Annotated in this window: 17 protein-coding genes; 11 read left to right on the plus strand and 6 right to left on the minus strand. The window is 73.4% G+C overall.

Going from position 1 to position 22,678, the window contains the following annotated elements:
* Positions 1–47 precede the first annotated feature (47 nt).
* A complete protein-coding gene (locus tag DAI20_RS03530) occupies positions 48–632 on the plus strand; it encodes an Lrp/AsnC family transcriptional regulator (protein ID WP_159084901.1) in 585 nt (194 codons plus the stop codon).
* Here DAI20_RS03530 and DAI20_RS03535 read toward each other — a convergent pair.
* Positions 601–978 carry an avidin-fold protein gene (locus DAI20_RS03535; protein WP_240605850.1) on the minus strand — a complete coding sequence of 126 codons (378 nt, stop codon included), beginning with the start codon at positions 976–978 and terminating at the stop codon, positions 601–603. The genes DAI20_RS03530 and DAI20_RS03535 overlap by 32 nt on opposite strands.
* A gap of 113 nt (positions 979–1,091) precedes the next feature.
* Positions 1,092–1,937 (minus strand): formate/nitrite transporter family protein, encoded by an 846-nt coding sequence (locus tag DAI20_RS03540; protein ID WP_108249154.1) that lies wholly within the window; start codon positions 1,935–1,937, stop codon positions 1,092–1,094.
* A 209-nt stretch (positions 1,938–2,146) separates the two neighbouring features.
* Here DAI20_RS03540 and DAI20_RS03545 point away from each other — a divergent pair, with 209 nt between their 5' ends.
* Positions 2,147–5,029 (plus strand): helix-turn-helix transcriptional regulator, encoded by a 2,883-nt coding sequence (locus DAI20_RS03545; protein WP_108249155.1) that lies wholly within the window; start codon positions 2,147–2,149, stop codon positions 5,027–5,029.
* A gap of 107 nt (positions 5,030–5,136) precedes the next feature.
* Positions 5,137–7,545 carry a PEP/pyruvate-binding domain-containing protein gene (locus DAI20_RS03550; RefSeq protein ID WP_108249156.1) on the plus strand — a complete coding sequence of 803 codons (2,409 nt, stop codon included), beginning with the start codon at positions 5,137–5,139 and terminating at the stop codon, positions 7,543–7,545.
* Between the two features lie 28 nt (positions 7,546–7,573).
* On the opposite strand, the gene DAI20_RS03555 is transcribed toward DAI20_RS03550, so the two are convergent.
* Positions 7,574–9,226, minus strand: coding sequence for a xylulokinase (locus tag DAI20_RS03555; protein WP_108249157.1), 1,653 nt, complete (start codon positions 9,224–9,226; stop codon positions 7,574–7,576).
* Between the two features lie 106 nt (positions 9,227–9,332).
* Here DAI20_RS03555 and DAI20_RS03560 point away from each other — a divergent pair, with 106 nt between their 5' ends.
* Complete coding sequence (locus tag DAI20_RS03560) at positions 9,333–9,980, plus strand: dienelactone hydrolase family protein (RefSeq protein WP_108249158.1); 648 nt, start codon at positions 9,333–9,335, stop codon at positions 9,978–9,980.
* Positions 9,981–10,041: 61 nt separating this feature from the next.
* Here the strand turns inward: DAI20_RS03560 and DAI20_RS03565 are convergent, their stop codons facing one another.
* Both DAI20_RS03565 and DAI20_RS03570 read right to left on the minus strand, forming a co-directional pair.
* Positions 10,042–11,040 (minus strand): M56 family metallopeptidase, encoded by a 999-nt coding sequence (locus tag DAI20_RS03565; protein WP_108249159.1) that lies wholly within the window; start codon positions 11,038–11,040, stop codon positions 10,042–10,044.
* Positions 11,041–11,051: 11 nt separating this feature from the next.
* Positions 11,052–11,408: a BlaI/MecI/CopY family transcriptional regulator gene (locus DAI20_RS03570; RefSeq protein ID WP_108249160.1), complete on the minus strand. Its 357-nt coding sequence runs from the start codon at positions 11,406–11,408 to the stop codon at positions 11,052–11,054.
* 139 nt (positions 11,409–11,547) lie between these two features.
* On the opposite strand from DAI20_RS03570, the gene DAI20_RS03575 reads away from it, so the two are divergent.
* From DAI20_RS03575 to DAI20_RS03605, 7 genes are all read left to right on the plus strand, one after another.
* Positions 11,548–13,113 (plus strand): cytochrome ubiquinol oxidase subunit I, encoded by a 1,566-nt coding sequence (locus tag DAI20_RS03575; RefSeq protein WP_108249161.1) that lies wholly within the window; start codon positions 11,548–11,550, stop codon positions 13,111–13,113.
* Between the two features lie 37 nt (positions 13,114–13,150).
* Positions 13,151–14,197, plus strand: coding sequence for a cytochrome d ubiquinol oxidase subunit II (gene cydB / locus DAI20_RS03580; protein WP_108249162.1), 1,047 nt, complete (start codon positions 13,151–13,153; stop codon positions 14,195–14,197).
* Positions 14,194–17,721, plus strand: coding sequence for a thiol reductant ABC exporter subunit CydD (cydD, locus tag DAI20_RS03585; protein WP_240605851.1), 3,528 nt, complete (start codon positions 14,194–14,196; stop codon positions 17,719–17,721). Before cydB ends, cydD begins: the two co-directional genes overlap by 4 nt.
* 9 nt (positions 17,722–17,730) lie before the next feature.
* Entirely contained in the window at positions 17,731–18,411 is a 681-nt protein-coding gene (locus DAI20_RS03590) for a FadR/GntR family transcriptional regulator (RefSeq protein WP_108249163.1), read from the plus strand.
* 317 nt (positions 18,412–18,728) lie between these two features.
* Positions 18,729–19,745, plus strand: coding sequence for a ribokinase (locus DAI20_RS03595; RefSeq protein ID WP_108249725.1), 1,017 nt, complete (start codon positions 18,729–18,731; stop codon positions 19,743–19,745).
* A complete protein-coding gene (gene rbsD, locus DAI20_RS03600; RefSeq protein WP_108249164.1) occupies positions 19,742–20,146 on the plus strand; it encodes a D-ribose pyranase in 405 nt (134 codons plus the stop codon). Before DAI20_RS03595 ends, rbsD begins: the two co-directional genes overlap by 4 nt.
* Before the next feature lie 8 nt (positions 20,147–20,154).
* Positions 20,155–20,955: a GntR family transcriptional regulator gene (locus tag DAI20_RS03605; protein ID WP_240605852.1), complete on the plus strand. Its 801-nt coding sequence runs from the start codon at positions 20,155–20,157 to the stop codon at positions 20,953–20,955.
* A gap of 7 nt (positions 20,956–20,962) precedes the next feature.
* Here DAI20_RS03605 and DAI20_RS03610 read toward each other — a convergent pair whose 3' ends face one another.
* Positions 20,963–22,474, minus strand: a complete 1,512-nt coding sequence (locus tag DAI20_RS03610) for a flavin-containing monooxygenase (RefSeq protein ID WP_108249166.1) — start codon at positions 22,472–22,474, stop codon at positions 20,963–20,965.
* Positions 22,475–22,678: the final 204 nt, after the last annotated feature.

The following is a 22,678-nucleotide window of genomic DNA, read 5'->3' on the forward strand; positions in this document are numbered from 1 at the left end:
CAGGGAGGCGCGCCGGGTCAGGGTCCCGGCTGGACGATTGGAGGAACGTGCACCTCGACGACATACACGTGCGGATGCTCGAAGCGCTGCGCGAGGACGGGCGCGCCTCCATAGCGGCCCTCGCCGAACGGCTGAACATCTCCCGATCGAACGCGTACTCCCGCTACGAGGCTCTCGTGTCCGCAGGGGTGCTCCGCGGCGTCCACGCCGACGTCGATCCGGCGAGCGCCGGGCTCAGCGTCGCGGCGATGGTCTTCATCACGCTGCGCCAGTCGGAGTGGGCGGACTTCCGCTCGCGCCTCGGCGGGCTCGAGGAGCTGGAGTACTTCGCCGTCACAACGGGCGAGCACGACGCCATGCTCCTGGTGCGCGCGCCGGACGTCGCGGCGATCCACGACCTCGTCGCCACCCGGCTGGCCCAGTGGCCCTCCATCAAGGCCACCGAGACCGTGTTCCTCATGGACGAGGCCCGGTTCGATGTGTCGCTGCGGATGCGGCGCTCCACTGACGCGTCGCTCGACAACTCGGGCGAGCGCTTCGGGATGACCCGGTTCGTCCGCACCAGCGACGACCGGTCGCGCCGGCAGGGCGGCGGTCCGCTCAGCGGCTCGGCACCTCGCGACACACGCTGACGGCCGGTGATCCGTCGGGCGCGACGAAGTCCTCGACGAGTGTGACGATGCCCTCCTCGTCCCGCTCGATGCGCGACCGGGCCGACCCGCGGACCACGTCGCCCGACCGGCCGCGATGGACGAACGAGATGTCGATCGTGTCGAGCTCGCGCGTGCCGCAGAAGCGGCCGACATCCACCGTGTCGCCGGCGTAGTCGCCCCACAGCACGCCATCGGCCTCGTAGTAGGTGAAGCGGGTGGGCGAGTCCGGATCGACGCGGCTCGCGGTGGACGAGACCATGTCGAACACCTTCCGATCCAGGTCGATGTCGAGGCGCGCGGTCTCCGGATCGGGGGAAGTGCTCATCGCGCCAGTCTGGAACCCGCCCGCTCCCCGGTCAAACCGGCGCACCCCGCACGGTCGCGTGCCCGTTGCGTGAACGCACCCTGCACACGGTCCCTGAGCTTGTCGAAGGGACGTCACGCGGTCTTCAGGACCGCCCCGTCGACCGGCTCCGGCACCGTCATCGCGGTGCGGACCGGCGCACGACGGTGGGAGAGGTAGAGCAGGGCGGCGGTCAGCAGCACCCCGCCGACGAGATTGCCCGCGAGCACCGGGAGCTGGTTCCACGCCCACCAGTCGGCGAAGGACACGTCCGCGCCGAGCAGCATGCCGGCGGGGATCACGAACATGTTCACGACCGCGTGCTCGAAGCCGAGTGCGAAGAAGGTCGTCACCGGCAGCCACATGGCCACGACCTTGCCGCCTGTCGCCGTGGAGGTGAAGGCCAGCACTGCGCCGAGCGTGACCATCCAGTTGCAGAGGATCGCCTTGATGACCACGAGCGCCAGGCCCGACAGCCCGATCGCCTCATAGCCGGCGGTCTTGGCCTCCGCGACCGCGAGGATCTGACCGATCATCGGGTCCGAGGTGTCCGTGCCCATCCGGGTGATCACGGCGACGTACAGCAGGAGGTACCCGGCGCACCCGAGCAGGTGCCCGACGATCACGAGGCCGAAGTTCTTGAGCATCCCCCGCACCGTGGCGCGGCCCTCGAGCACGGCGAGCGGGATGAGCGCGAAGCTGCCGGTGACCAGCTCGAGGCCGAGCAGCACGATCATGACGAAGCCGACCGGGAACAGGATCGACCCCACGATGGGCAAGCCGGTCTGCAGGGTCGCGGTGAACGCGAAGGTGGTGGCGCAGCCGAGGATCGCCCCGGCGAACGCACCGCGGACGAGCATCTGGGTGGTGCTGAGCCGCGACTTCGCGGCGCCGGCCTCGATGGCGGCGTCGAGCACGGCGCTCGGGGAGACGTAGGACATGTGGCTGGCCTTCCGATCGGGGGACGTTCCCCCCGACGCTAGGCAACCTGCGATCCCGCCCCGTTGCGGCGTCGTAACCCTTCCGTAAACTCGTTCTCACCCGCCGCGGCGGGCGATGTGAGGCGGTGGGAGGGACGGGCGGGGCGAGCGGCGGCGAGTGGGCTCGCGGGCCACTCGTCGCAGGAGCTCGCCGGTGGCATTCTGTCGTCATGGACGGCGCCTCCCGGGCGCCGGGGTGCTCGCACACGCGCACGCTGGAGGGGCGCGGGAGCGAGATCCTCGCGTTGCAGCGCGCCCTCGACGAGGCCGTCGAGGGGCGGGGATCGGTCGTGCTCGTGACCGGTGAACCGGGCATCGGGAAGACCGCTCTTGCCGGGCACGCCCTCGCCGTTGCCCGCGACCGGGGCTTCCGGGTGCTCGCCGGGTCCGGCCATCCGCTTCTCGCGGAACTGGCCCTCGCGCCCGTCACGGAGGCACTCGAGGGTTCCTCGCCGACCGCACCGCTGCTCGACCCCCGGGCATGGGCCGAATCCGGTCCGCTCGCGCCGTCGGCCGCGATCCACGCACTGCGGTCGGCCATCGTGCCGTCGAAGGGCGACCCACCCGTCGCGCTGTTCCTCGACGATGCGGAGCACCTCGACGCGTTGAGCCTCGCGCTGGTGCACTCGCTGTCCCGCCGTGCGCCGCGCGTTCCGATGCTGCTCCTCCTCGCGTGCGGGCTCGACGGCGGACGGGCGATCCGAGCGATCGACACGGGAGCTCCGGTTCTGCGCCTGTCGCTCGATCGGCTGCCGGACGACGCGGTGCTTCGGATCCTGCATCCGGCACCCCCGCACGGCTCCGATTCCTCGGCGGGTCGTGTCGCCGACCACGATCGCGAGGCGCTCGACCGGGCTGCGGGCCTTCCCCTGTACGCGGTCGCGCTGTCGGACGGGGCGCCCGACGCTGGACACGCAGACGGGCCGGCGCGGCTACCCGTCCCCGTCCGGGACCTCATCGATCGGGAACGCGGACAGCTCGGCTCTCGGGCCAGCACCGTTCTCGACGTCCTCGCGCTGGCCCATCGGCCCCTCGACCTCGCGACCATGGCCGCGGCGTCGGGGTGGGACCGGGAGCGGGCGGGTGCCGCGGTCGAGGCACTGCTGCGTCGTGGCCCGGCGCGCGCCTGCCCGGACCTGCCGGCCGACCGCTACGTCGTCGCCCACCCGATGTACAGGGAGCACCTGATGGAGCGGCCGCCCTTCGTCCGCGCCGGCCTGCACGCGCGACTCGCCGGTGCCCTCGAGCGGGCGGGGGAACGCGCCGCCGCCGCCGAGCACTACCTGCTCGCCGGACCCGAGGTGGGCGGGGCGGGGTACGCGGCTGCAGCGATCGCCGCGGCGGAGCACGCGCAGCACGACGGCGGGCCAGGTGACGTCGTTCGATACCTGCGGCCCCTCACCGAGGTTCCCATCCCCGGCCTGGATCGAGCCCGCCTGGCGGAGGCGCTCGAAGCTCTCGGCACAGCCCACGCCCGGCTCGGGGACGCCTTCTCCGCGGACGGCGCCTGGCAGCGCGCCCTCACCCTCGCGGAGGAGTGCGACGACGCCGACCGTGCCGCCTCCGTCCGGTACCGCCTGATGATGGCGAGCATGCAGGCCGTCGACGTGGAACGGGTCGCTCGGGAGCTCACACCGGAGGATCCCGGCGACCCGGGGGTGTCCGACACCCTCCCGGTCATTCCGCCGACATCGCAGTCGACGTCCTCGACGGTCGAGAAGCTGGAGCGGGACCTCGCCGCCCTCGTCTGGGCCGGACGGTTCGGCGACATGCGGCACCTGCGAGCGGCGGCGGCGCAGGTGGTGCGAGCGGCCGGCGGGGACGACGACCCGCGCGGCCGGGGCGTCGAGGCGCTCGGGCTCACCGTCCTCCGGGTGCTCGACGGCGATATCGGCGACGCCCGCCGGCAGGCGACGCGCGCGGTCGCCGAGCTCGAGGACAGCGGATGGGCGGCGGGAGCGATGTCGGCCACCCGGATGCTCGCTCGGGTGGCCGTGCTGGGCGGGGACCTTCCCACGTCCCTCCGCCTGTCCCGCGAGTACCTCGATCTGGTGCTCAGGGACGGCGGGCCGTCGGAGGAGTGCATCGCGCGCACCTGGCTGGGGTTCGTCCACTACCTCCGCGGTGACCTCGACGAGGCGCAGGACCAGGCAACCACCGCGGACACCGTGGCGGCGGCATCCCGCTCGATGCGCTCCCGCGTGGCGGCCGGCCTCCTCTCGGCTCTGATCGCGGCGGAGCGCGGACGGACGGGCCGCGCACATGCCGGGCTCGCCGAGGCCGAACGCCTCTACCGGGGCGGCCTCGACCGGGACCGCGGCCTCGGCTCCTTCGCCGCCCTCGTTCGCTCGACCCTCGCCCTCCGCGCGGGCGAGCCCGGCCGGGTGGCGGACCCGGACCTCGGAGTCCTCGACTCGTTCCTGTTCCTCTTCTGCCTGCGAAGCGTGCACGCCGGCATAGCGGGCGCGATGGGGCACGACCCGACCCGCGCGGACCGTCAGGCCCGGTTCCTGCGCTCCCGGGGCCCGGACAGTCCGGTTCTCGACGCGTTCGCCGACCGCCTGTCCGGACTCTCCGCCGCGTCCGCCGGCCGGAGCGAGGAAGCCGTCGGCCTGCTTCGGGAGTCTGCGCGCCGTCTCGACGAGCTGGGGTTCCGCCTCCACGCCGCTCAGACGCATGTGGAGGCGGCGGAGTGCGCGGCCGAGGGTGAGCCGGCCGTCGCCCTCGCCGACGTCGAGCGGGCGCTCGCCGTGTTCGAGGCGCAGGGGGTCTCCTGGTGGACGGATCGCGCGCGCCGCCTGGCGCGTGCCCTGGGGCGCCACCCCGCCCGCCGCCGCGGCCCGGGTGACCCTCCACTGACGGCGAGGGAGTCCGAGATCGCCCGCCTTGTCGCCATCGGCCTGTCCAACGCCGCGATCGCGGGGCGTCTCTTCCTCAGCGAACGGACGGTCGAGACGCACCTGCGCCACATCTACGCGGCGCTGGGCGCGACATCGCGGATTGAGATCGCCCGCTGGGCCGAGGGCGACCACTCGGTGGGCACCCCGGGCTGAAGCCGCCCCTACGTACTGCCGTCCTCGTCGGACACCTCCGCCGGACCCGAGCGGAACTACGTGCCAGCGCGGATGACCCCGACTCGGCAGGAGGACACGATCGGGCCATGAGAACCATCAGCACCCTCGCCGACCTCCCCGCAGCGGAGGCGGCCACCTGGGGCGCGAAGGCCGCCCCGCTCGCCCGGCTCCTCGCCGCCGGCTACCCGGTTCCGCCCGGTGTGGTGCTCTCGGCGTCCGTCGAGCCGCCCAGCGACGACGAGCTCCGCGCTCTCGCGGATGCCGCCGCCCTCCTCGGTGATGCACCGGTCGCCGTGCGCTCGTCCTCGGTCAACGAGGACCAGCCGGACGAGTCCGCGGCCGGCCGGTACGTCACCGTCCTCGGGGTCCGCGGGCGAGATGCGGTGATGGCTGCCGCCCGAGCCTGCATAGCGTCCGCCGACGGGGCACCGATGGCGGTGTTCGTCCAGCGCCTCGTCGACGCGAGCGCGGCGGGGGTTGCCTTCAGCGTCGATCCCATCACCGGAGATTCCGGCACCGCTCTCGTCAACGCGGTGCCCGGCCTCGGCGATCGTCTGGTGTCCGGGGAGCTGACCCCGGACCAGTGGACGATTCGGGGGAACGACGCCCACGCCGCCGACGAGGACGTGACGGCGATCACCGCGGATCAGGCCCTGGGGATCGCCCGTCTCGCGCGACTGGTCGCGGCCGAGCGCGGCGCGCCCCAGGACATCGAGTGGGCGATCGAGGGCGACGACCGTCTCTTCCTCCTCCAGGCCCGGCCGATCACGACGCTCATCGAGCCCGTACCGATCCCGGTCGAACCCCCACCCGGCTACTGGGTGCGGGAGGACATGCACTGGTCGTCCCCGCCCACCCCGCTCAGCGTCTCGGTCTTCCGGATGACCGGCCCGCTGCGACGGATGACCGAGCTGTACGGGCTCATCCTCGACGGGCACATCCGGACCATCGGCGGCTGGGAGTACCTCGCGATGCTGCCGGTCGGCTTCGATCCGGACGCAGGCCGAGAGATGCCACCCGCGCCGCCGTCCTGGCTGATGCCGGCGCTGCTGCGGCTCGCGCCCAGCACGAGGAGGCGGCTCGCGGCCGCTCGCCGTGCCGAGCGCGACGACCTCGTGGGCCAGACCGTGCGGCGATGGCACGAGGAGTACCTGCCGCGCCAGCGCCGTCGCGTGGCCGACCTGCGCGATGTCGACCTGCCGGGCATGTCCGCCGCCGGGCTCGCCCGACATCTGCGGGAGTGCGACGCGTTCTTCAGCCGGTCGCTCGAAACGCACTACGAGGTCGTGATGGCCAACTTCACGGGAGTGGCGAACCTCGCGATGACCTGCACCGACCTGCTCGGCTGGGACGTCGAGCAGACGCTGCGGCTGGTCGTCGGAACCTCCCACACCACCTCGGATCCGGCTCGCGAGCTGGCCCGCATCGCGGCGCGTGCGACGGACGATGAGGAATTGCGCGCGGCCCTGCTCGACCACTCCCAGGTCTACGGAGTCCGGGCGCTGTCCGTCGAGCTGTCCGATCCGACGGTCGCCGAGATCCCCGGCCTGCTGGAGCGGGAGCTGCGGGACCAGCGCGGCTTCGACCCGGATGCCGAGGCCGAGTCGCATGCGGAGGTCCGCCGGGAGGCGGAGCGGGAGGCTCGGACGCGACTCAGCGGCGACCGCCTCGAGCGGTTCGACGCGGCGCTCGAACGGGGTCGCGCCACCTATCCCCTGCGTGACGAGAACGCGTTCTGGACTCTCGAGGCGCCGTTCGCCATCGTTCGGTACGCGGCGCTGGAGGCCGGGCTCCGGCTCGTGCGGGCCGCCGTGCTCGCGGCGGTGGACGACGTCTTCTACTGCACACTCGACGAGGTGCTCGAAGCGCTCGACGGGCTCGAGCAGCAGAACCGGAACAGTGCTGCCCGGCTCCGGCTCCGCCCGGCGGTGCGGCGACGCCGAGGCGAGCGGGCCTGGGCACTGGCGCACCCCGGCCCACCCAGCTACGGGCCGGAGCCGAGCGCTCCGCCGTCCCTCGACGCGCTGCCGAGGAGTGCCCGCGTGCCGTTGGAGGCGCTCCTGTTCTCCGTCGGGCACGTCGGGCAGGCCGAGCTCAGCTCGCGGAAAGCGCCGGAGCTGGCGGGCGTGCTGTCCGGCGTCGCGGCGTCAGCGGGCAGTTACACGGGTCCCGTGCGCATCGTGCGTTCCGAGGCTGATTTCGACCGCGTGAGGCGCGGCGACGTGCTGGTCTGTCCCACCACCCGGCCCTCCTGGTCGATCCTGTTCCCGGCGCTGGGCGCGCTGATCGCCGACGCCGGAGGAGCGCTGGCCCACCCGGCGATCATCGCCCGGGAGCACCGCATCCCGGCTGTGGTCGGCGTCGGCTGCGCGACGGCCGTACTCACCGACGACCAGGTGGTGACGGTGGACGGCTCCACCGGCACGGTGACGTACGACCCGGCCCCGAGCTCGGTGGCCGCCTCGCCCGCGGACAGCAGGGCCATGGCGGACTGACGCGTCCGCCGCCCTGCTGCCTCTGTCGCTACTCCGCGGTCTCAGCGGCGGACGCGGCGAGCGCCTGCACCGCGGTCCGCTCGACCGCGAGCCCGGCCCGGTAGGCGTCGAGGTACGCGGCGTAGCCCGCGACGTCCTGCGGGTCCGGCTGCACCGTCGTCGACTCGGCGACCGCGAAGACGCGCTCGCGCAGGTAGCTGCCGAGATCCATGTCGCCCGCCGAGGAGAGGTAGGAGGCCAGCACCGCGATACCCCACGCGCCGCCCTCGGACGCGCTCTCGCCGACCGTCACGGGCGCGCCGAGCGCTCCCGCGAGGAACCGCTGCGCGACCCCGGCCGTGCGGAACACGCCGCCGTGGGCGAACATCTCCTCGAGCGCGACGCCCTCGCTCTCCAGCACGCGCATGCCGAGGCTCAGCGTGCCGAACACGCCGTACAGCTGCGCGCGCATGAAGTTGGCGAGCGTGAACCGGCTCTCCGGCGTGCGCACGAAGAGCGGGCGGCCCTCGTCGAGGGCGGCGATGGGCTCGCCCGCGAGGTGGTTGTAGGCGAGCAGCCCGCCCGCGTCGGCGTCGCCCTCCAGCGCCTCGCGGAAGAGCGCCTCGAACACGGCGTCGTTGTCGAGCGGGACGCCGGCCGCGGAGGCGAAGCGGCCGAACAGCCCGACCCAGCCGGCGAGCTCGCTCGCCCCGTTGTTGCAGTGCACCATCGCGACGGCATCGCCGGCGGGGGTGGTCACGAGGTCGAGCTCCTCGTGCACGTTCTCGAGCGGGCGCTCGAGCACGACCATGGCGAAGATGCTCGTGCCGGCGCTGACGTTGCCCGTGCGCGGCGCGACGGCGTTGGTGGCCACCATGCCGGTGCCCGCGTCACCCTCCGGCGGGCACAGCTCGGCGCCCGGCTGCAGGGATCCGGTCGGGTCGAGGAGGGCGGCGCCCTCGGCGGTGAGCGTTCCGGCAGCCTGGCCGGCCACGAGCACCTCGGGCAGGAGCTCGGCGACCGGCAGCGCGAGCGCGGAGTCCGCGACGAGCCCGTCGTACCGGCCGAGCAGCGTCGCGTCGTAGTCCCTCGTCGCGGAGTCGATCGGGAACATGCCGGACGCGTCGCCGATGCCGATGACCCTGCGCCCGGTGAGCCGCCAGTGCACGTAACCGGCGAGGGTGGTCACGAAGCGCACCTCCGGCACGTGCGGCTCCTCGTCGAGGACCGCCTGGTGGAGGTGAGCGATCGACCAGCGGAGCGGGATGTTCGTGCCGAACAGGTCGGTGAGCTCGCCGGCCGCCCGGCCGGTGGTCGTGTTGCGCCAGGTGCGGAACGGCACCAGCAGCTGGTCGTCGGCGTCGAACGCGAGGTAGCCGTGCATCATGGCCGAGACGCCGATGGCGCCGAAGGACTCGGGCCGCACGCCGAAGCGCGCCTCCACGTCGGCGAGGAGGTTCGCGTACGCGTCCTGCAGGCCCGCCCACACGGCGTCGATGCTGTAGGTCCAGACCCGGTCCACGAACTGGTTCTCCCACTCATGGCTCCCCGTCGCGAGCACCGTCGCCGGGTCGTCGCCCACGAGGCACGCCTTGATGCGGGTCGATCCGAGCTCGATGCCGAGCGACGCGCGCCCCGAGAGGATGGCCTCGCGTCCCTGGTCGGAGCGTCCGGCGTCGTTCCCGTGCAGGGATGTGTCCATGTCGTATCTCTCGTGCTTCCTCTTCGAGCGTGCAGTACTCCGACTATGCCAGCGCACCGCGCGTGCCGTCGATCCGGCGCCCGCGGCGGGATGGTTGACTGACCGGGTGGGCACCATCGTTGACATCCCCTCCCCCGGCGTTCCGCTCGAGTTCGGACCCGCGGGGCGTCCGGCGATCGTGCTGGTGCACGACTGGTACGGGCGGCTGCCCTGGCTGGAGGCGTACGCGGACGGCCTGGTGCACGCGGGCTTCTCGGTGCTCGTCCCCGATCTCTACGACGGGCGGGCGACCGCCGACGAGGACTCCGCCGAGGAGCTGATGCGCGACCTCGACCTCGCCTTCGCCCTCTCCACCATCGCCGACAGCGTGCAGCAGGCGCGGGCGGCCGGAGCCCTGCGGGTGGGCCTGATCGGCTTCTCCCTGGGCGGCTGGCTCGCCCTTCTCGAGGGCCAGGCCGGCACCGTCGACGCCGTCGCGGCGTACTACGCCACCGTCGCGCCGGACGACCACGGCGTCGTTCCCTGCCCCGTGCTGCTCAACTTCGCCGAGGAGGACGAGTGGGGCGACGGGGAAGAGCCCGAGGAGTTCATCGGCCGCCTCAAGGAGCACGGCACGCCGGTCGTCTCCTACAGCTACCCGGGTACCGTCCACTCGTTCGCGAACGCGAGCATCCCCTCGAAGCTCTCCTCCCACGCCGCGGCGCTCGCCTTCGCCCGCACCGCCTCCTTCCTCAAGGCGCAGCTCATCGACTGACCGGTGCGACCGGTCCGGTCCTGAACGGTCCTGAATGGTCCGGAGCGGGATGGGCGCGCGGTCAGCCGACGAACCCGGGGGCGAAGAGGATCACGGTCGGCAGGGCCACCAGGGAGATGGCGCACAGCCACACGAGGGTGCGGGTCGCGGCGGGCAGGGGCGGCTCGCCGGAGAGCAGCCGGAGCACCCTCGCCCGCGTGTCGCTGGGGGCGGATGCCACCGGCAGGAGCGACCACGCGGAATCCGCGGCGCGCGGGGCCGAGCCTGCCGCCACCCCGCCGGATGCTGCCGATGCTGCCGCGCCCCCGCCCGCGTCGCCGGACACGAGCACGATCGCGGAGGCGAGGGCGTCGTCGGCGGCGCTCCGGCGGGCGTGGTCGTCCGCGAGCATCTCGACGAGCATGCCGACCTCGCGCATGGCGCGGGTCGCGATGGGGAACCAGGGCAGCGAGGTGCGCCAGGCGTCGAACGCGAGCAGCACCATGTAGTGCCGCTGGAGCAGGTGCGCCTTCTCGTGCTCGATCACCGCCTGCAACTGGTCCTCGTCGAGCAGGTCGACGAGCCCCGCGGAGAAGACGGTGACCGAGCGGAGGCCGCCCGGCAGGCAGTAGGCCACGGGCATCGGCGAGTCGAGCAGGCGGGTGTTCGGCCGGTCCGGAACGGGCGCGCTCAGCAGGGTGACGAGCCGCTCGTGCCTGCGCCGCTGGTGCTCGATGCGCACGATCGTGAGCACGAGGTTCAGCACGAGGTGACCGGCGAGCAGCACGCCCGCGCTCAGCGCGAACAGGTGCACGAGCGGAACGGACGGCGCCTCGCCGGCCGGTGCCGACGCCCGCGTGAACTGCGCGGCGGCGCCGACGAGATCCTGGCCGAACGGCGCGAGGCCGAACGCGACAAGCGAGCCGATCATGGAGAGGCCGCCCGCGAGCGCGATGGCCTGCCAGAGCACGAGCGCGGTGGCCGGGGCACGCGACGGCCACGCGGCTGCGCCGAGCAGGAGGGGCACGGGCCAGGCCAGCGCGAAGGCCAGCACGGCCAACGCGATGGAGACGGCGAGCACGGGGCCGGTGATCAGCGACCGAGCAGCTTGCGCAACGTCGCGGCCTCGGTGTCGCTCGCCTGCCCCACGAAGCGCTCGAGCACCGCGGTGCGGTCGGCGGCGGTGCCGAGCACCTCGTGCATGAGCTCCGCCATGTGGTCCTCGCGGCTGCGCGCCGCGAAGTAGTGGTGCGGCCGCGCGGACCGCTCCCGGGCCACGAACCGCTTCTTCTCGAGCCGTGACAGCACCGTGAGCACCGTCGTCGTGGCGAGGGACTTCGCACCGGGCAGAGCCGTGAGCCGGTCCTGCAGCTCGTTCGCCGTCAGGCGCTCGCCCGCGCTCCACAGGATGTCCATGACGGACCGTTCGAGCTCCCCGAGTGTCGACATCGCTCACCCCTTTCCTCGTGCCCGGCGCCCTCGTCCGGCGACTTCTACGGCCGTGTAGAAAACAGTTCTACAATCGTGTAGAAATGAGTTCTACCGCCGCGTAGAAAACTCTACCCGAAGCCTCGAGATCGGTGCACACGTGGATCCCCTGGAGATCGCCCGCTGGCAGTTCGGCATCACCACCGTCTACCACTTCTGGATGGTCCCGCTCACCCTCGGCCTCGGGCCGGTCGTGGCGATCTTCCAGACGGTGTGGGTGCGCACCGGCAACGAGCGCTACCTCCGGATGACCAAATTCTGGGGGAAGCTCTACCTCATCAACTTCATCCTCGGGGTGGCGACCGGCCTCGTCCAGGAGTTCCAGTTCGGCATGGCCTGGAGCGAGTACTCCCGGTTCGTGGGCGACGTGTTCGGGGCTCCGCTCGCCATGGAGGGCCTGCTCGCGTTCTTCTTCGAGTCCACGTTCCTCGGCCTGTGGATCTTCGGCTGGGACCGGCTGCCGAAGCGCGTGCACCTCGCCTGCCTGTGGGTCGCCGTGGCCGGCTCTGTCGCCTCGGCCTACTTCATCATCGTCGCCAACTCGTGGATGCAGCACCCCGTCGGCGTCGAGCTCGTGGACGGCAGGCCGGTCATGACGGACGTCTGGGCGGTACTCACGAACAACACGGCCGTCGCCGCCTACACGCACACCATCTTCGGCGCGCTGGGCGTCGGCGCCGCGTTCCTGATCGGGATCTCGTGGTACCAGCTCTGGCAGCGCAGGCGTGACGGCATCGACTCGGTTGACGCCGAGGGCCGCGTCGTCGTGGGCGAGGCGCCCGCCGTCCGCGGCCGCGACGCGGCCGACCACGGCGTGTGGATCACGTCGCTCCGCATCGGCGCGGTCGTGGCCATCGTCGGGTTCGGCGGCGTCGCGATCACCGGTGACCTGCAGGCGAAGCTGATGTTCGACCAGCAGCCCATGAAGATGGCCGCCGCGGAGGCGGCCTGCCAGACCGGCACCGCCTTCTCGGTGCTCGCCATCGGCGACGTCGGCGCGACCGACTGCGACGACGTCGTCGGGCTGATCGAGATCCCCGGGGTGCTGTCGTTCCTCGCCCACGGCGACTTCGACACGGAGATCAAGGGCGTCAACGACCTCATCCCCGAGTACCAGGAGGCGTACGGCACCCACCTCCCCGACGACCCGATGCTCGGCGAGCGCGCCGGCGACGAGATCACCTACGTGCCGCTCATGGCCGTCACCTACTGGGGCTTCCGGCTGATGATCGGCTTCGGCGCCCTCGCCGCGTTCGCCGCGGTCGTCGCGCTGTGGCTCACCCGCACGGGCACCGTGCCCCGGTCCAAGCGCATCATGCAGCTGGCCATCTTCGGCATCCTCGCGCCGTTCGCCGCGAACTCGGCGGGCTGGGTCTTCACCGAGATGGGCCGCCAGCCGTTCGTGGTGGCCCCGAACCCCAACCCCAGCGGCGTCGACGGCGTCTTCATGTTCACGGCGGCGGCCGTCTCCCCCAGCGCGACCGCGGGTGAACTGCTGTTCTCCCTCATCTCGCTCGGCACCGTCTACGGCGTGCTGATGGTGGTCGAGATCGTGCTCCTCACCCGCTTCGTGCGGGGTGGCGTCGCGGCGGCGATGCCGGACCTCCACCGCGAGGACGAGGACCACGACGCCTCCGACGGCGACGTGCTCGCCTTCGCCTACTGAGCTCCGCCAACCCACCCCGCCTACGAATAGGACCGCCATGGACGCGCTACCCACCGTCTGGTTCATCGCCATCTCCGTGCTGTGGATCGGGTACCTGCTGCTCGAGGGCTTCGACCTCGGCGTCGGCATGCACCTGCTCGTCACCGCCCGCTCGGACGGCCAGCGCCGCGTGATGCTCAACACCATCGGCCCGGTGTGGGACGGCAACGAGGTCTGGCTCATCACCGCCGGGGCGGCCACCTTCGCGGCCTTCCCGTTCTGGTACGCGTCGCTGTTCTCGGCGCTGTACCTGCCGCTCACGTTCGTGCTGCTCGGCCTCATCCTGCGCGCGGTCGCCATCGAGTACCGGGGCAAGGGCCACACGCGGCGGTGGACGCGCACCTGGGACCTCGCCCTCGCCGGCGGGTCCTTCGTGGCGGCGTTCGGCGTCGGCGCGATGCTGGCCCTCACGACCACGGGGCTGCCCCTCGACGAGAACGGCGACCGGATCGGCGGGCCCTTCGCCTGGTTCAGCGGCTACGCCGTGCTCGGCGGACTCGCTGTCGTCGGCTTCTGCCTCGTGCACGCCGCCGCCTTCCTCGGGCTGAAGTCGGACGGCGTCGTGCGCGAGCGCTCGGGAGTCTGGTTCCGGCGCTGGACCCCGCTCGCCCTGCTGCCGATCGTCGTCTGGGTGCTCGCCGTGCAGCTACGGACGGGATCCCCCCTCACCTGGGCCCTGGTGCTCGTGGCCGTCGCGGCCGTGCTGTGGGGCGTGAGCAGCGGACGCGCCGGGCGGGAGGGCCGCGCGTTCACGGGCGTCGCCCTGTTCCTGGTGGCCGGGGCCGCGTCGATCTTCGCGGCCGTGTATCCGGTCGTGCTGCCCTCGAGCATCAACCCCGCGTTCGACCTCACGGTCGACAACGCGTCCAGCGGGGCATACACGCTGATGGTCATGACCTGGGTCACCGCGTTCGGCCTGCCCCTGGTGCTCGCCTACCAGGGCTGGACCTACTGGGTCTTCCGGCGCCGGGTCAGCGAGCGGCACATCCCCGCCGCGCACGCGGTGGTCGCGGCCGTCGTGCCGCGCGACCGGGCCGCGGAGTGAGCGCCGACGTCCGCGGTCCGGTCGCCCGGCCGGTATCGTCGCCGCGCGGGATGCTCGCCGCGGGCTTCGGTCCGCACGGCCCGCGCACTCTCGCGGGGCTGACGGTCCTGTCCGCGCTCAAGGCCCTCGCGCTCGTCGCGCTGGCCGAGTCGATCGCCCGCGGGGTCGTGGCCGTCGTGTCGGGCGACGACGTCGCGCCCTGGATGCTCCTCGGCGCCGCCGCCGGGCTCGCCCGCGGCGCGGTCGCGTGGGCGATCCGGGTGCTGACGGCGCGCGCCGCGGTCGGTACCAAGCAGGCGACGCGCATCGCGCTCGCCGAGCGGTTGCTGGCGCCCGGCGGCCGCGCTGGCGCGTCCGTCGGCGACGTCACGACCCTCGCCACCCACGGGCTGGACGACCTCGACAAGTACTTCGCGACCGTCCTCCCCGCCCTGACCGGGGCCGCGGTCGTCCCGATCGCGGTCGGCCTGCGCGTGCTGTCCGTCGACTGGGTCAGCGCGCTGGTGCTCGTGCTCACCGTTCCGCTCATCCCCCTCTTCCTCGCCCTCATCGGCATGCACACGCAGGACCGCGTCGACGCGGCGTCCGGCGCGCTCGCCCGGCTCTCGGACCATCTCGTAGAGCTCGCGCGCGGGCTCCCCGTGCTCGTCGGGCTCGGCCGGGTCGAGGAGCAGACCGCGTTGCTCGCCCGGGTGTCCGACGACTACCGGCGCCGCACGATGCTGACCCTGCGCACCGCGTTCCTCTCCTCGCTCGCGCTGGAGCTCATCTCGACGATCTCCGTCGCCGTCGTCGCGGTCTTCGTCGGGCTGCGCCTCATCGACGGCAGCCTTCCGCTCGAGGTGGGCCTGCTCGCGCTGATCCTGGCGCCGGAGTGCTTCGGGCCGTTCCGCGACCTCGGCACGGCGTTCCACGCCTCGCAGGACGGGGTGACGGCGCTGGAGCGGGCGCGCGGGATCCTCGCCGAGCCGCCCGCCACCGCCCCGGCGCACCTCGACGCGGCGCCCGGCGCCCTCGCCGCCCGGGACCTGACGCTGCGGTACCCCGGCCGCCCGGTCGCCGCGCTCTCCCACCTGTCCTTCGAGGTCGGGCCCGGCACCGTCGCGGCCGTCACCGGGCCGAGCGGGAGCGGCAAGTCGACGCTCCTCGCCCTGCTCGCCGGCGGCGCCGATGGCACCGCGGAGGCCGAGGTCCGCGGTGCCCTGACCGTCGTGCCGCCCGAGCGCCTGGCCTCGGTGCCCCAGCACCCGCACACCGTCGGCGACACCGTCCTCGACGAGCTCCTGCTGTACGCCGTCCCCGGCCCCGCCGGTGCCGCCGCGGCGACCGACGCCCTGCGGGCGCTCGGCCTTGGTGCGCTCGTCGCCGCCGATCCCGCGCGCCTCAGCCCCGGCGAGCTCCGCCGGCTGGCGGTGGCCCGGGCGCTCGTGCGGGTCGAGGCGGGAGCCGACACCGTCGTCCTCGACGAGCCGACCGCGCACCTCGACGAGCGGAGCGCCGCCCTCGTGCGGGCGGCCATCGCCTCCCTCCGCGGACGCTGCACCGTGGTGCTCGCGTCGCACGACGCCGAGGTGCTCGCCCTGGCGACGCAGCGGATCCCGGTGCTCGGCGGCGCCGGTGCTGTCGACGACGGTGCGGTCGTCGTCGGCGCGGTCGTCGACGGCGCGGGGATCGCGGCCGGCGGGAAGACCGCGGCCGGCGAGGCGTCCTCGTGGGCGGGGACGGCGCCGGTGGCCCCGGTCGGGTTCGGGGGCTACATGATCGATTCCGCGCGCGACGCTGCGGCCGATGCCGATGCCGATACCGATGCCGAGCCGCGCGCGACGGCCCGGGAACTGGCCGCCCTGCTCGGCGACGTCGCCCGCCCGGCGGCCGGCCGCCTCGTCCTCGCCCTGATCTGCGGCGTGCTCGCGGCCCTGTTCGCGGTGGCGCTCACCACGGTGTCCGGCTGGCTCATCGTCCGGGCCAGCCAGCAGCCGGCGATCATGTACCTCCTCGTCGCGATCGTGGGCGTGCGGTTCTTCGGCATCGGACGGTCCGTGCTGCGCTACGCCGAGCGCCTCGCCACGCACGACGCCGTGTTCGCCTCGGTCACCCGGCTGCGGGTCCGGCTCTGGCGGGCCCTGGCGGCGCGGGGTCCGAGCGCCCGGCGGCTGCTGCGCGGCGGCACGGCGCTCGACTATCTGGTGACGACGGCGGACGAGGCCCGCGACCTCGCGCCGAGGGTTCTCCTGCCGCCGGTGGTCGGCATCCTGACCGGCGCCGCGTCGCTCGTCGGCGTAGCGCTGCTGCACGCTCCCGCGGTCCCCCTCCTCGCTGTCTGCCTCCTGCTCTGCCTCGGAATCGCCCCCGTCCTCGCGCTGGTCGCGGACAGGCGGGCGAGCGCCCACGCCCAGGCGTCCCGCTCGGCCATGACGCGCCGGTTCGCCGACGCCGCTGCTGCCGCGGCCGACCTCCGTGGCAACGCCGCGGGTCCCGCCGTTCTCGCGCGGCTCCGAGAGCTCGACCGCCGCGCCGCCGACTCCGGCCGGCGCAGCGCCTGGGCCCTGGGCCTCGGCAGCGCCCTCGTCGTCGCGGCCTGCTGCACAACAGCGGTCCTGATGCTCGCGGTGTGCGCGCCCGCCGTCGCGGCCGGGACCCTGCCCGCCGAGGTCACCGCGGTCCTCGTCCTGCTCCCGATCGCCCTGCTCGATCCCCTGCTCGCCGTGGTGGACGCCGTGCAGCAGGGGCCCGCGCTGTCCCGGGCGCTGGCCCGGCTGGCGCGCTTCACTCCCGCCGTCGGGTCCTCCACCCGCTCCGCCGGTGCGCGCACGGCCGCATCCGCGCCCGTCGACAGCCTCGCTCTCGAGGGTCTCGCCGCCCGGTGGCCCGAGGCCGACGACCGCGCGTTTCAGGGGGTGAACGCCTTCGTCCGCAGCGGCGAGTGGCTGGTCGTCACCGGCCCGTCCGGCTCCGGAAAGTCGACGCTCCTCACGGTGCTTCTCGGCCAGCTGGCGCCGAGCGCCGGGAGCTACCGGCTGGGCGGCGACGACACCGCCGACCTCGCCCCCGGGGTCGTGCGCAGGCACGTCGCCTGGTGCCCGCAGGAGGGGCACCTGTTCGACTCGTCGCTCCGCGCCAACCTGCTCCTCGCGCGGCCCCGAGAGAACGCGCCGGACGAGGACGAGCTGAGGGACGCCCTCACCCGCGCGGGACTCGGCCCCCTGCTGGCACAGCTGCCCGCCGGGCTGGACACCCGGCTCGGCTCGGAGGGGATCGCGCTCTCGGGCGGCGAGCGCCAGCGCGTCGCCGTGGCCCGCACGCTGCTGACCCGGGCCGACGTCGTCCTGCTCGACGAGCCGACCGCGCACCTCGACCGGCCCACGGCGGACGCGCTCCTCGCCGACCTGCGCTCCGCGCTCGCGGGCGTCGTGCCGGTGCTCGTGACGCACCACCCCGAGGACATCGGGGAGACGGACCGGCGCATCGATCTCGGCGCGGCGGCGCCCCGGCGGGACGAGGCTCTCGCGAGTGCCCAAAGGTAGGATGTCTGCATGGCGGTGACCGACGAGGCGATCCTCAAGATCAAGGAGATGATCCTCTCCGGCGAGCTCGGGCCCGGCGACCGTCTTCCCCCCGAGAAGGAGCTCAGCGAGCGCCTCGGGCTCTCCCGCAGCTCCATGCGCGAGGCCGTGAAGGCGCTCGAGGTCATCCGGGTGCTCGACGTGCGGCGCGGCGACGGCACGTTCGTCACGAGCCTCGAGCCGCGGCTGCTGCTCGAGGCGATGTCGTTCGTGGTCGACCTCCACGACGACTCCTCCGTGCTCGAGCTGTTCGCGGTGCGGCGCATCCTCGAGCCCGCCGCGGTCGCCCTCGCGGCCGCCCGCATCCCCGCGGAGGCGATCCGGGACCTCCGCGCGCGCATCGAGGCGGTCGGCGAGGGGTCGAGCGTCGAGGGGCTCGTGGACCACGACCTCGACTTCCACCGCGCGATCGTCGCGCAGGCCGGCAACGCGTACCTGTCGAGCCTCATCGACTCGCTCTCGGGCCACACCGTGCGGGCCCGGATCTGGCGCGGCCTGACCCAGGAGAATTCGGTCGACCGCACCCTGTCGGAGCACCGCGCCATCGTCGACGCGCTCGAGCGCCGGGACACCGAGCTGGCGCAGGCGCTCACGACCGTGCACATCTCGGGCGTCGAGCAGTGGCTGCGCGACGCGGCCGCCTCCGCCTGACCGCCGCGCCCGACCCCACCCCTGCCCCCGCCCCTGCAGGCCCGCCGCCCGACCCGGGCCGCCCGCCCTGCCCCCGCAAACCTGCCGCCCGACTCGCCCCTGCCCAGGCAGGAGCATCGTGCCCAGCTTCAACCCGGGCAGGAATCCGCTGCCTGGGCAGGAGCGCGGGAAGAGAGCGAGGCAGGGGCGACCGCGGGAAGGCGGGAGCAGCGGGGGACGGAGCTGGCTCCCGCCTGTCCGCTAATGTCATTACAGGCTGGACAGCGCCCGATCGAGTGGCGCGGAACTGGGCGCGGATGCGCCCGCGAAAGGCGACGATGACACAGACACAGGCGTCTGGAACCGGGTCGGGGAGCGTGCTCATCGTGGGCAGCGTCACCGCCGACCTCACCACCTTCTCCTCCCGCCTCCCCGCCCGCGGGGAGACCGTGCTCGGGGACGACTTCACCCTCGTGCTGGGCGGCAAGGGCGCGAACCAGGCCGTCGCGGCCGGGCTCGCCGGGGCGCGGACCGCCATGGTCGCGTGCGTCGGCACGGACCTCTTCTCCGACCTGGTGCGGGACGGGCTCCGCGACGCGGGCGTCAACACCGGCCACGTGCGGAGCGTTCCGGGACCCACCGGCATCGCGCACATCCGGGTCGATGCGTCCGGCGAGAACGACATCGTCATGGTGCCCCTGGCCAACGCCGCCCTCAGCGAGGCGCAGATCGACACGGCGTTCGACGAGCTCGGCGCCGACGCCCGGGTGCTGCTCACCCAGCTCGAGACGCCGTGGGCGCTCACCCAGTACGCCATCCGCCGCGCCCACGACCTCGGGCTGACCGTTGTGCTCGACCCGGCCCCCGCGGCGACGCTCGACGAGGGCATCTGGCCCCTCGTCGACATCGTGACGCCCAACGAGACGGAGGCCGGCATCCTCACCGGCATCAGCGTGACGGACGATGAGTCCGCCGTTGCGGCGGGGCGCTGGTTCACGGAGCGCGGCGCCCGGCACGCTCTCGTGACGCTCGCCGCGGCGGGCGCGGTGCTCGTCACGGCCGACGACGTCGTCCGCTTCCCCGCCATCCCGGCGACCGCGGTGGACACCACGGCGGCGGGCGACGCGTTCGCCGGATACCTCGGCGCGTCCCTCGCTCTCGGCCTCGACCTGCCGGAGGCCATCGCCCGGGCCGTGTCCGCCGGATCCCTTACCGTCACCAAGCGTGGCGCGTCCCCCAGCCTGCCGCACCGCGACGAGGTGGACGCCCTGCTCGCCGCGCACCGGTCGGCGACCGGGACCACCCCGACGGGGAACACCGCGAAGGACACCACCGCGAAGGAGAGCGTCTCGTGAGAAAGACCGCGACCACGATCAACCCCCAGCTGTCCCGGATCATCTCCGAGACCGGGCACACCGACCTCATCGTCGTCACCGACGCCGGTCTGCCCATCCCGCCCGGGTCCGAGCGCGTCGACCTCGCGTACCGCCCCGGTGCCCCCGCGTTCTTCGACGTGCTCGACACCGTGCTCGCGGAGCTCGTCGTCGAGGGCGCCACCGTCTCCGCCGAGGTGGAGGAGAAGAGCCCGCACGTGCTCGCCGCGCTGCGCGAACGGCTCGATCCGCTCGGCGTCTCCATCGAGCTCATCCCGCACGTCGAGTTCAAGCGGCGGACCCACGACGCCCGGGCGTTCGTGCGGTCGGGCGAGTTCACCCCCTACGCCAACGTGATTCTGCACGCCGGCGTCGCGTACTGACCACCACCGTGCCCGCGTCCCCCGCCGGCATCGACCGCCGAGCCCCGGTGCCGATGTACCACCAGCTCAAGCACCGGATCCTGCGCGACATCGCCGAGCAGGGCCTGCGGCCGGGCGACGTACTGCCGGGCGAGCACCGGCTGTGCGAGCAGTTCGGGGTCTCGCGGACCGTCGTGCGGCAGGCGCTCGCCCAGCTCGAGCACCAGGGCGCGATCGAGCGGGTCAAGGGCAAGGGCACCTTCGTCGCGCACCAGAAGACCCCCGAGAGCCTCGTGCACACGCTCACCGGCCTCTACGAGGAGGTCGCGGCGCGCGGCGGGCACGTGCACAGCCAGGTGCGCAGGCAGGAGCTCGCCCCAGCCGACGACGACGTGGCCGACGCGCTCGGCATCGCCCCGGGCGCGCCCGTCGTCGTGATCGAGCGGCTCCGGTTCGTCGACGGGGAGCCCTGGTCCTGGACGACCACCTACCTCCCCGAGGAGGTCGGATCCCTCGTGCTCGCCGAGGACCTGAGCGACCAGTCCCTGTACGCCCTGCTGGCCCGGCACGGCGTGCGGGCCGTGCGCGGTGTGCGCTCCGCCGAGGCCGCCTCGGCCGACGAGGAGCAGGGCGCCCTGCTCGACGTCGGCGCGGGGCAGGCGCTCCTGGTGCTGCGGAGCGTCGGCTACGACGAGCAGGACCGGCCGATGGAGTTCTTCGTGGCCCACCATCGCGGCGACCGCAGCCGCTTCGAGTTCCAGCTGAGCGCGTCCCCGGCGGACCAGAGCACGGCGGCGCTGCGCCACACCGGGCTCGCGCTGCCCCGCTGAGCCGGCGTCAGCGGCGGAACTCGAGGCCCTCGCTCTCAACCGCGCGTGCCCGCAGCAGCACGGTGTCGCGCAGGTAGTTCTGGTGCAGGCGCCACGGCGTGCGCGAGCCCTGCTTCGGCAGCAGGTGCGCGCTCCGGGCGATGTAGCCGGACTTCAGCGGGAGCAGCGGCCGGGCCGGGAACGCCGACGCCGTCTCGCGCGGCACCACGACGCGGTAGCCGCGACGGCGCATCCGGCGCAGCAGCCGCACGATGTGGTCGTTGACGAGGTCGATCTTGAGCGTCCACGACGCGTTCGTGTAGCCCATGGCGAACGCGAAGTTGGGCAGGCCGGACACCATCATGCCTTTGTACGCCGTGGCCCGGGAGAGGTCGACGTCCGCCCCGTCGACCGAGAAGGCGATGCCGCCGAAGAGCATGAGCTGGAATCCCGTCGCCGTCACGAGCACGTCGGCGGGGAGCTCTCGCCCGGAGGTGAGGCGCACCCCGGCGGGGGTGATCTCCGCGATCCCGTCGGTGACGATCTCTGCGGCGCCCGTGCGGATCGCGGCGAAGAAGTCGCCGTCCGGGGTCGCGCAGAGTCGCTCGTCCCACGGGTTGTACACCGGGGCGAGGTGCCGGTCGATGTCGAAGCCCGGCGGCAGCGCCCGCAGGGCGCGGCGGCGCAGCACTCGCTTGACCAGGCCGGGGACACGACGGGAGGCCTGGTAGATGACGATCCCGCTCAGGATGCTGCGCCAGCGGATCACCGCCATCGCGACGCGGCGAGGCGCCCCGCCGGACCATCGGCCGAGGACCCGTTCGACCGTGCGGTCCACCGCGGGCACGGCGGCGATGTACGTCGGGGAGCGCTGCAGCATGGTCACGTGAGCGCCGCGCTCGGCGAGCGCGGGAACGAGGGTCACGGCCGTCGCGCCGCTGCCGATCACGACGACCTCCCGCCCGCCGAGCCCGAGCTCCGCGGGCCAGTGCTGCGGGTGCACGAGGTCGCCGGCGAACGCGCCGATCCCGGGCAGGTCCGGCGTGTAGCCCTCGTCGTACCGGTAGTAGCCGGAGCACACGTAGAGGAAGCCGCAGGTGAACCGGACGGCCTCGCCGCCACCGTCGGCATCGTCGGTACCGTCTGCACCGCGGGCGGCGCCGGTCCCGGTGCGCTCGGCGGTAACGGTCCAGAGGGCATCGGCGGTCGACCACTCGGCGCGGGTCACGCGCAGGCCGTAGCGGATGTGCTCGACCACCCCGAACTCCTTGGCGGACTCGCGCACGTAGTCGAGGATCGCGCCCCCCGGCGCCAGCATCCGGGCGTCGGCCCAGGGACGGTCGCGGAAGCCGAGCGTGAACATGTCCGAGTCGGACCGGACGCCGGGATAGCGGAAGAGGTCCCAGGTGCCGCCGAGGGTGTCCCGCGCCTCGATCAGCGCGAACGAGGCGTCGGGCATATGCCGGGTCAGACGGATCGCCGCGCCGACCCCGGACAGCCCCGCGCCGACGATCAGAACATCGAGGTGCTCCGGCGTCATGCGTCCCGCGTCATTCAGACGGCTTGGTTCCCCGTGGCGACGCCCGCGATCTCGATCGCCTCGTCCCGCTCGGCGGGGCAGTGCGCGCAGGAGACGTGCCACAGGGGCGGCGTCTGACGCTCGGGGTCCCAGGTGACGGTGACAGGGTTCCCGCAATCCCGACATACATACATGCCCGAAACATACCCGCCCGCCCCTGGACGT

This window comes from Planctomonas deserti (genome assembly GCF_003067705.1).
GTDB lineage: Bacteria > Actinomycetota > Actinomycetes > Actinomycetales > Microbacteriaceae > Planctomonas > Planctomonas deserti.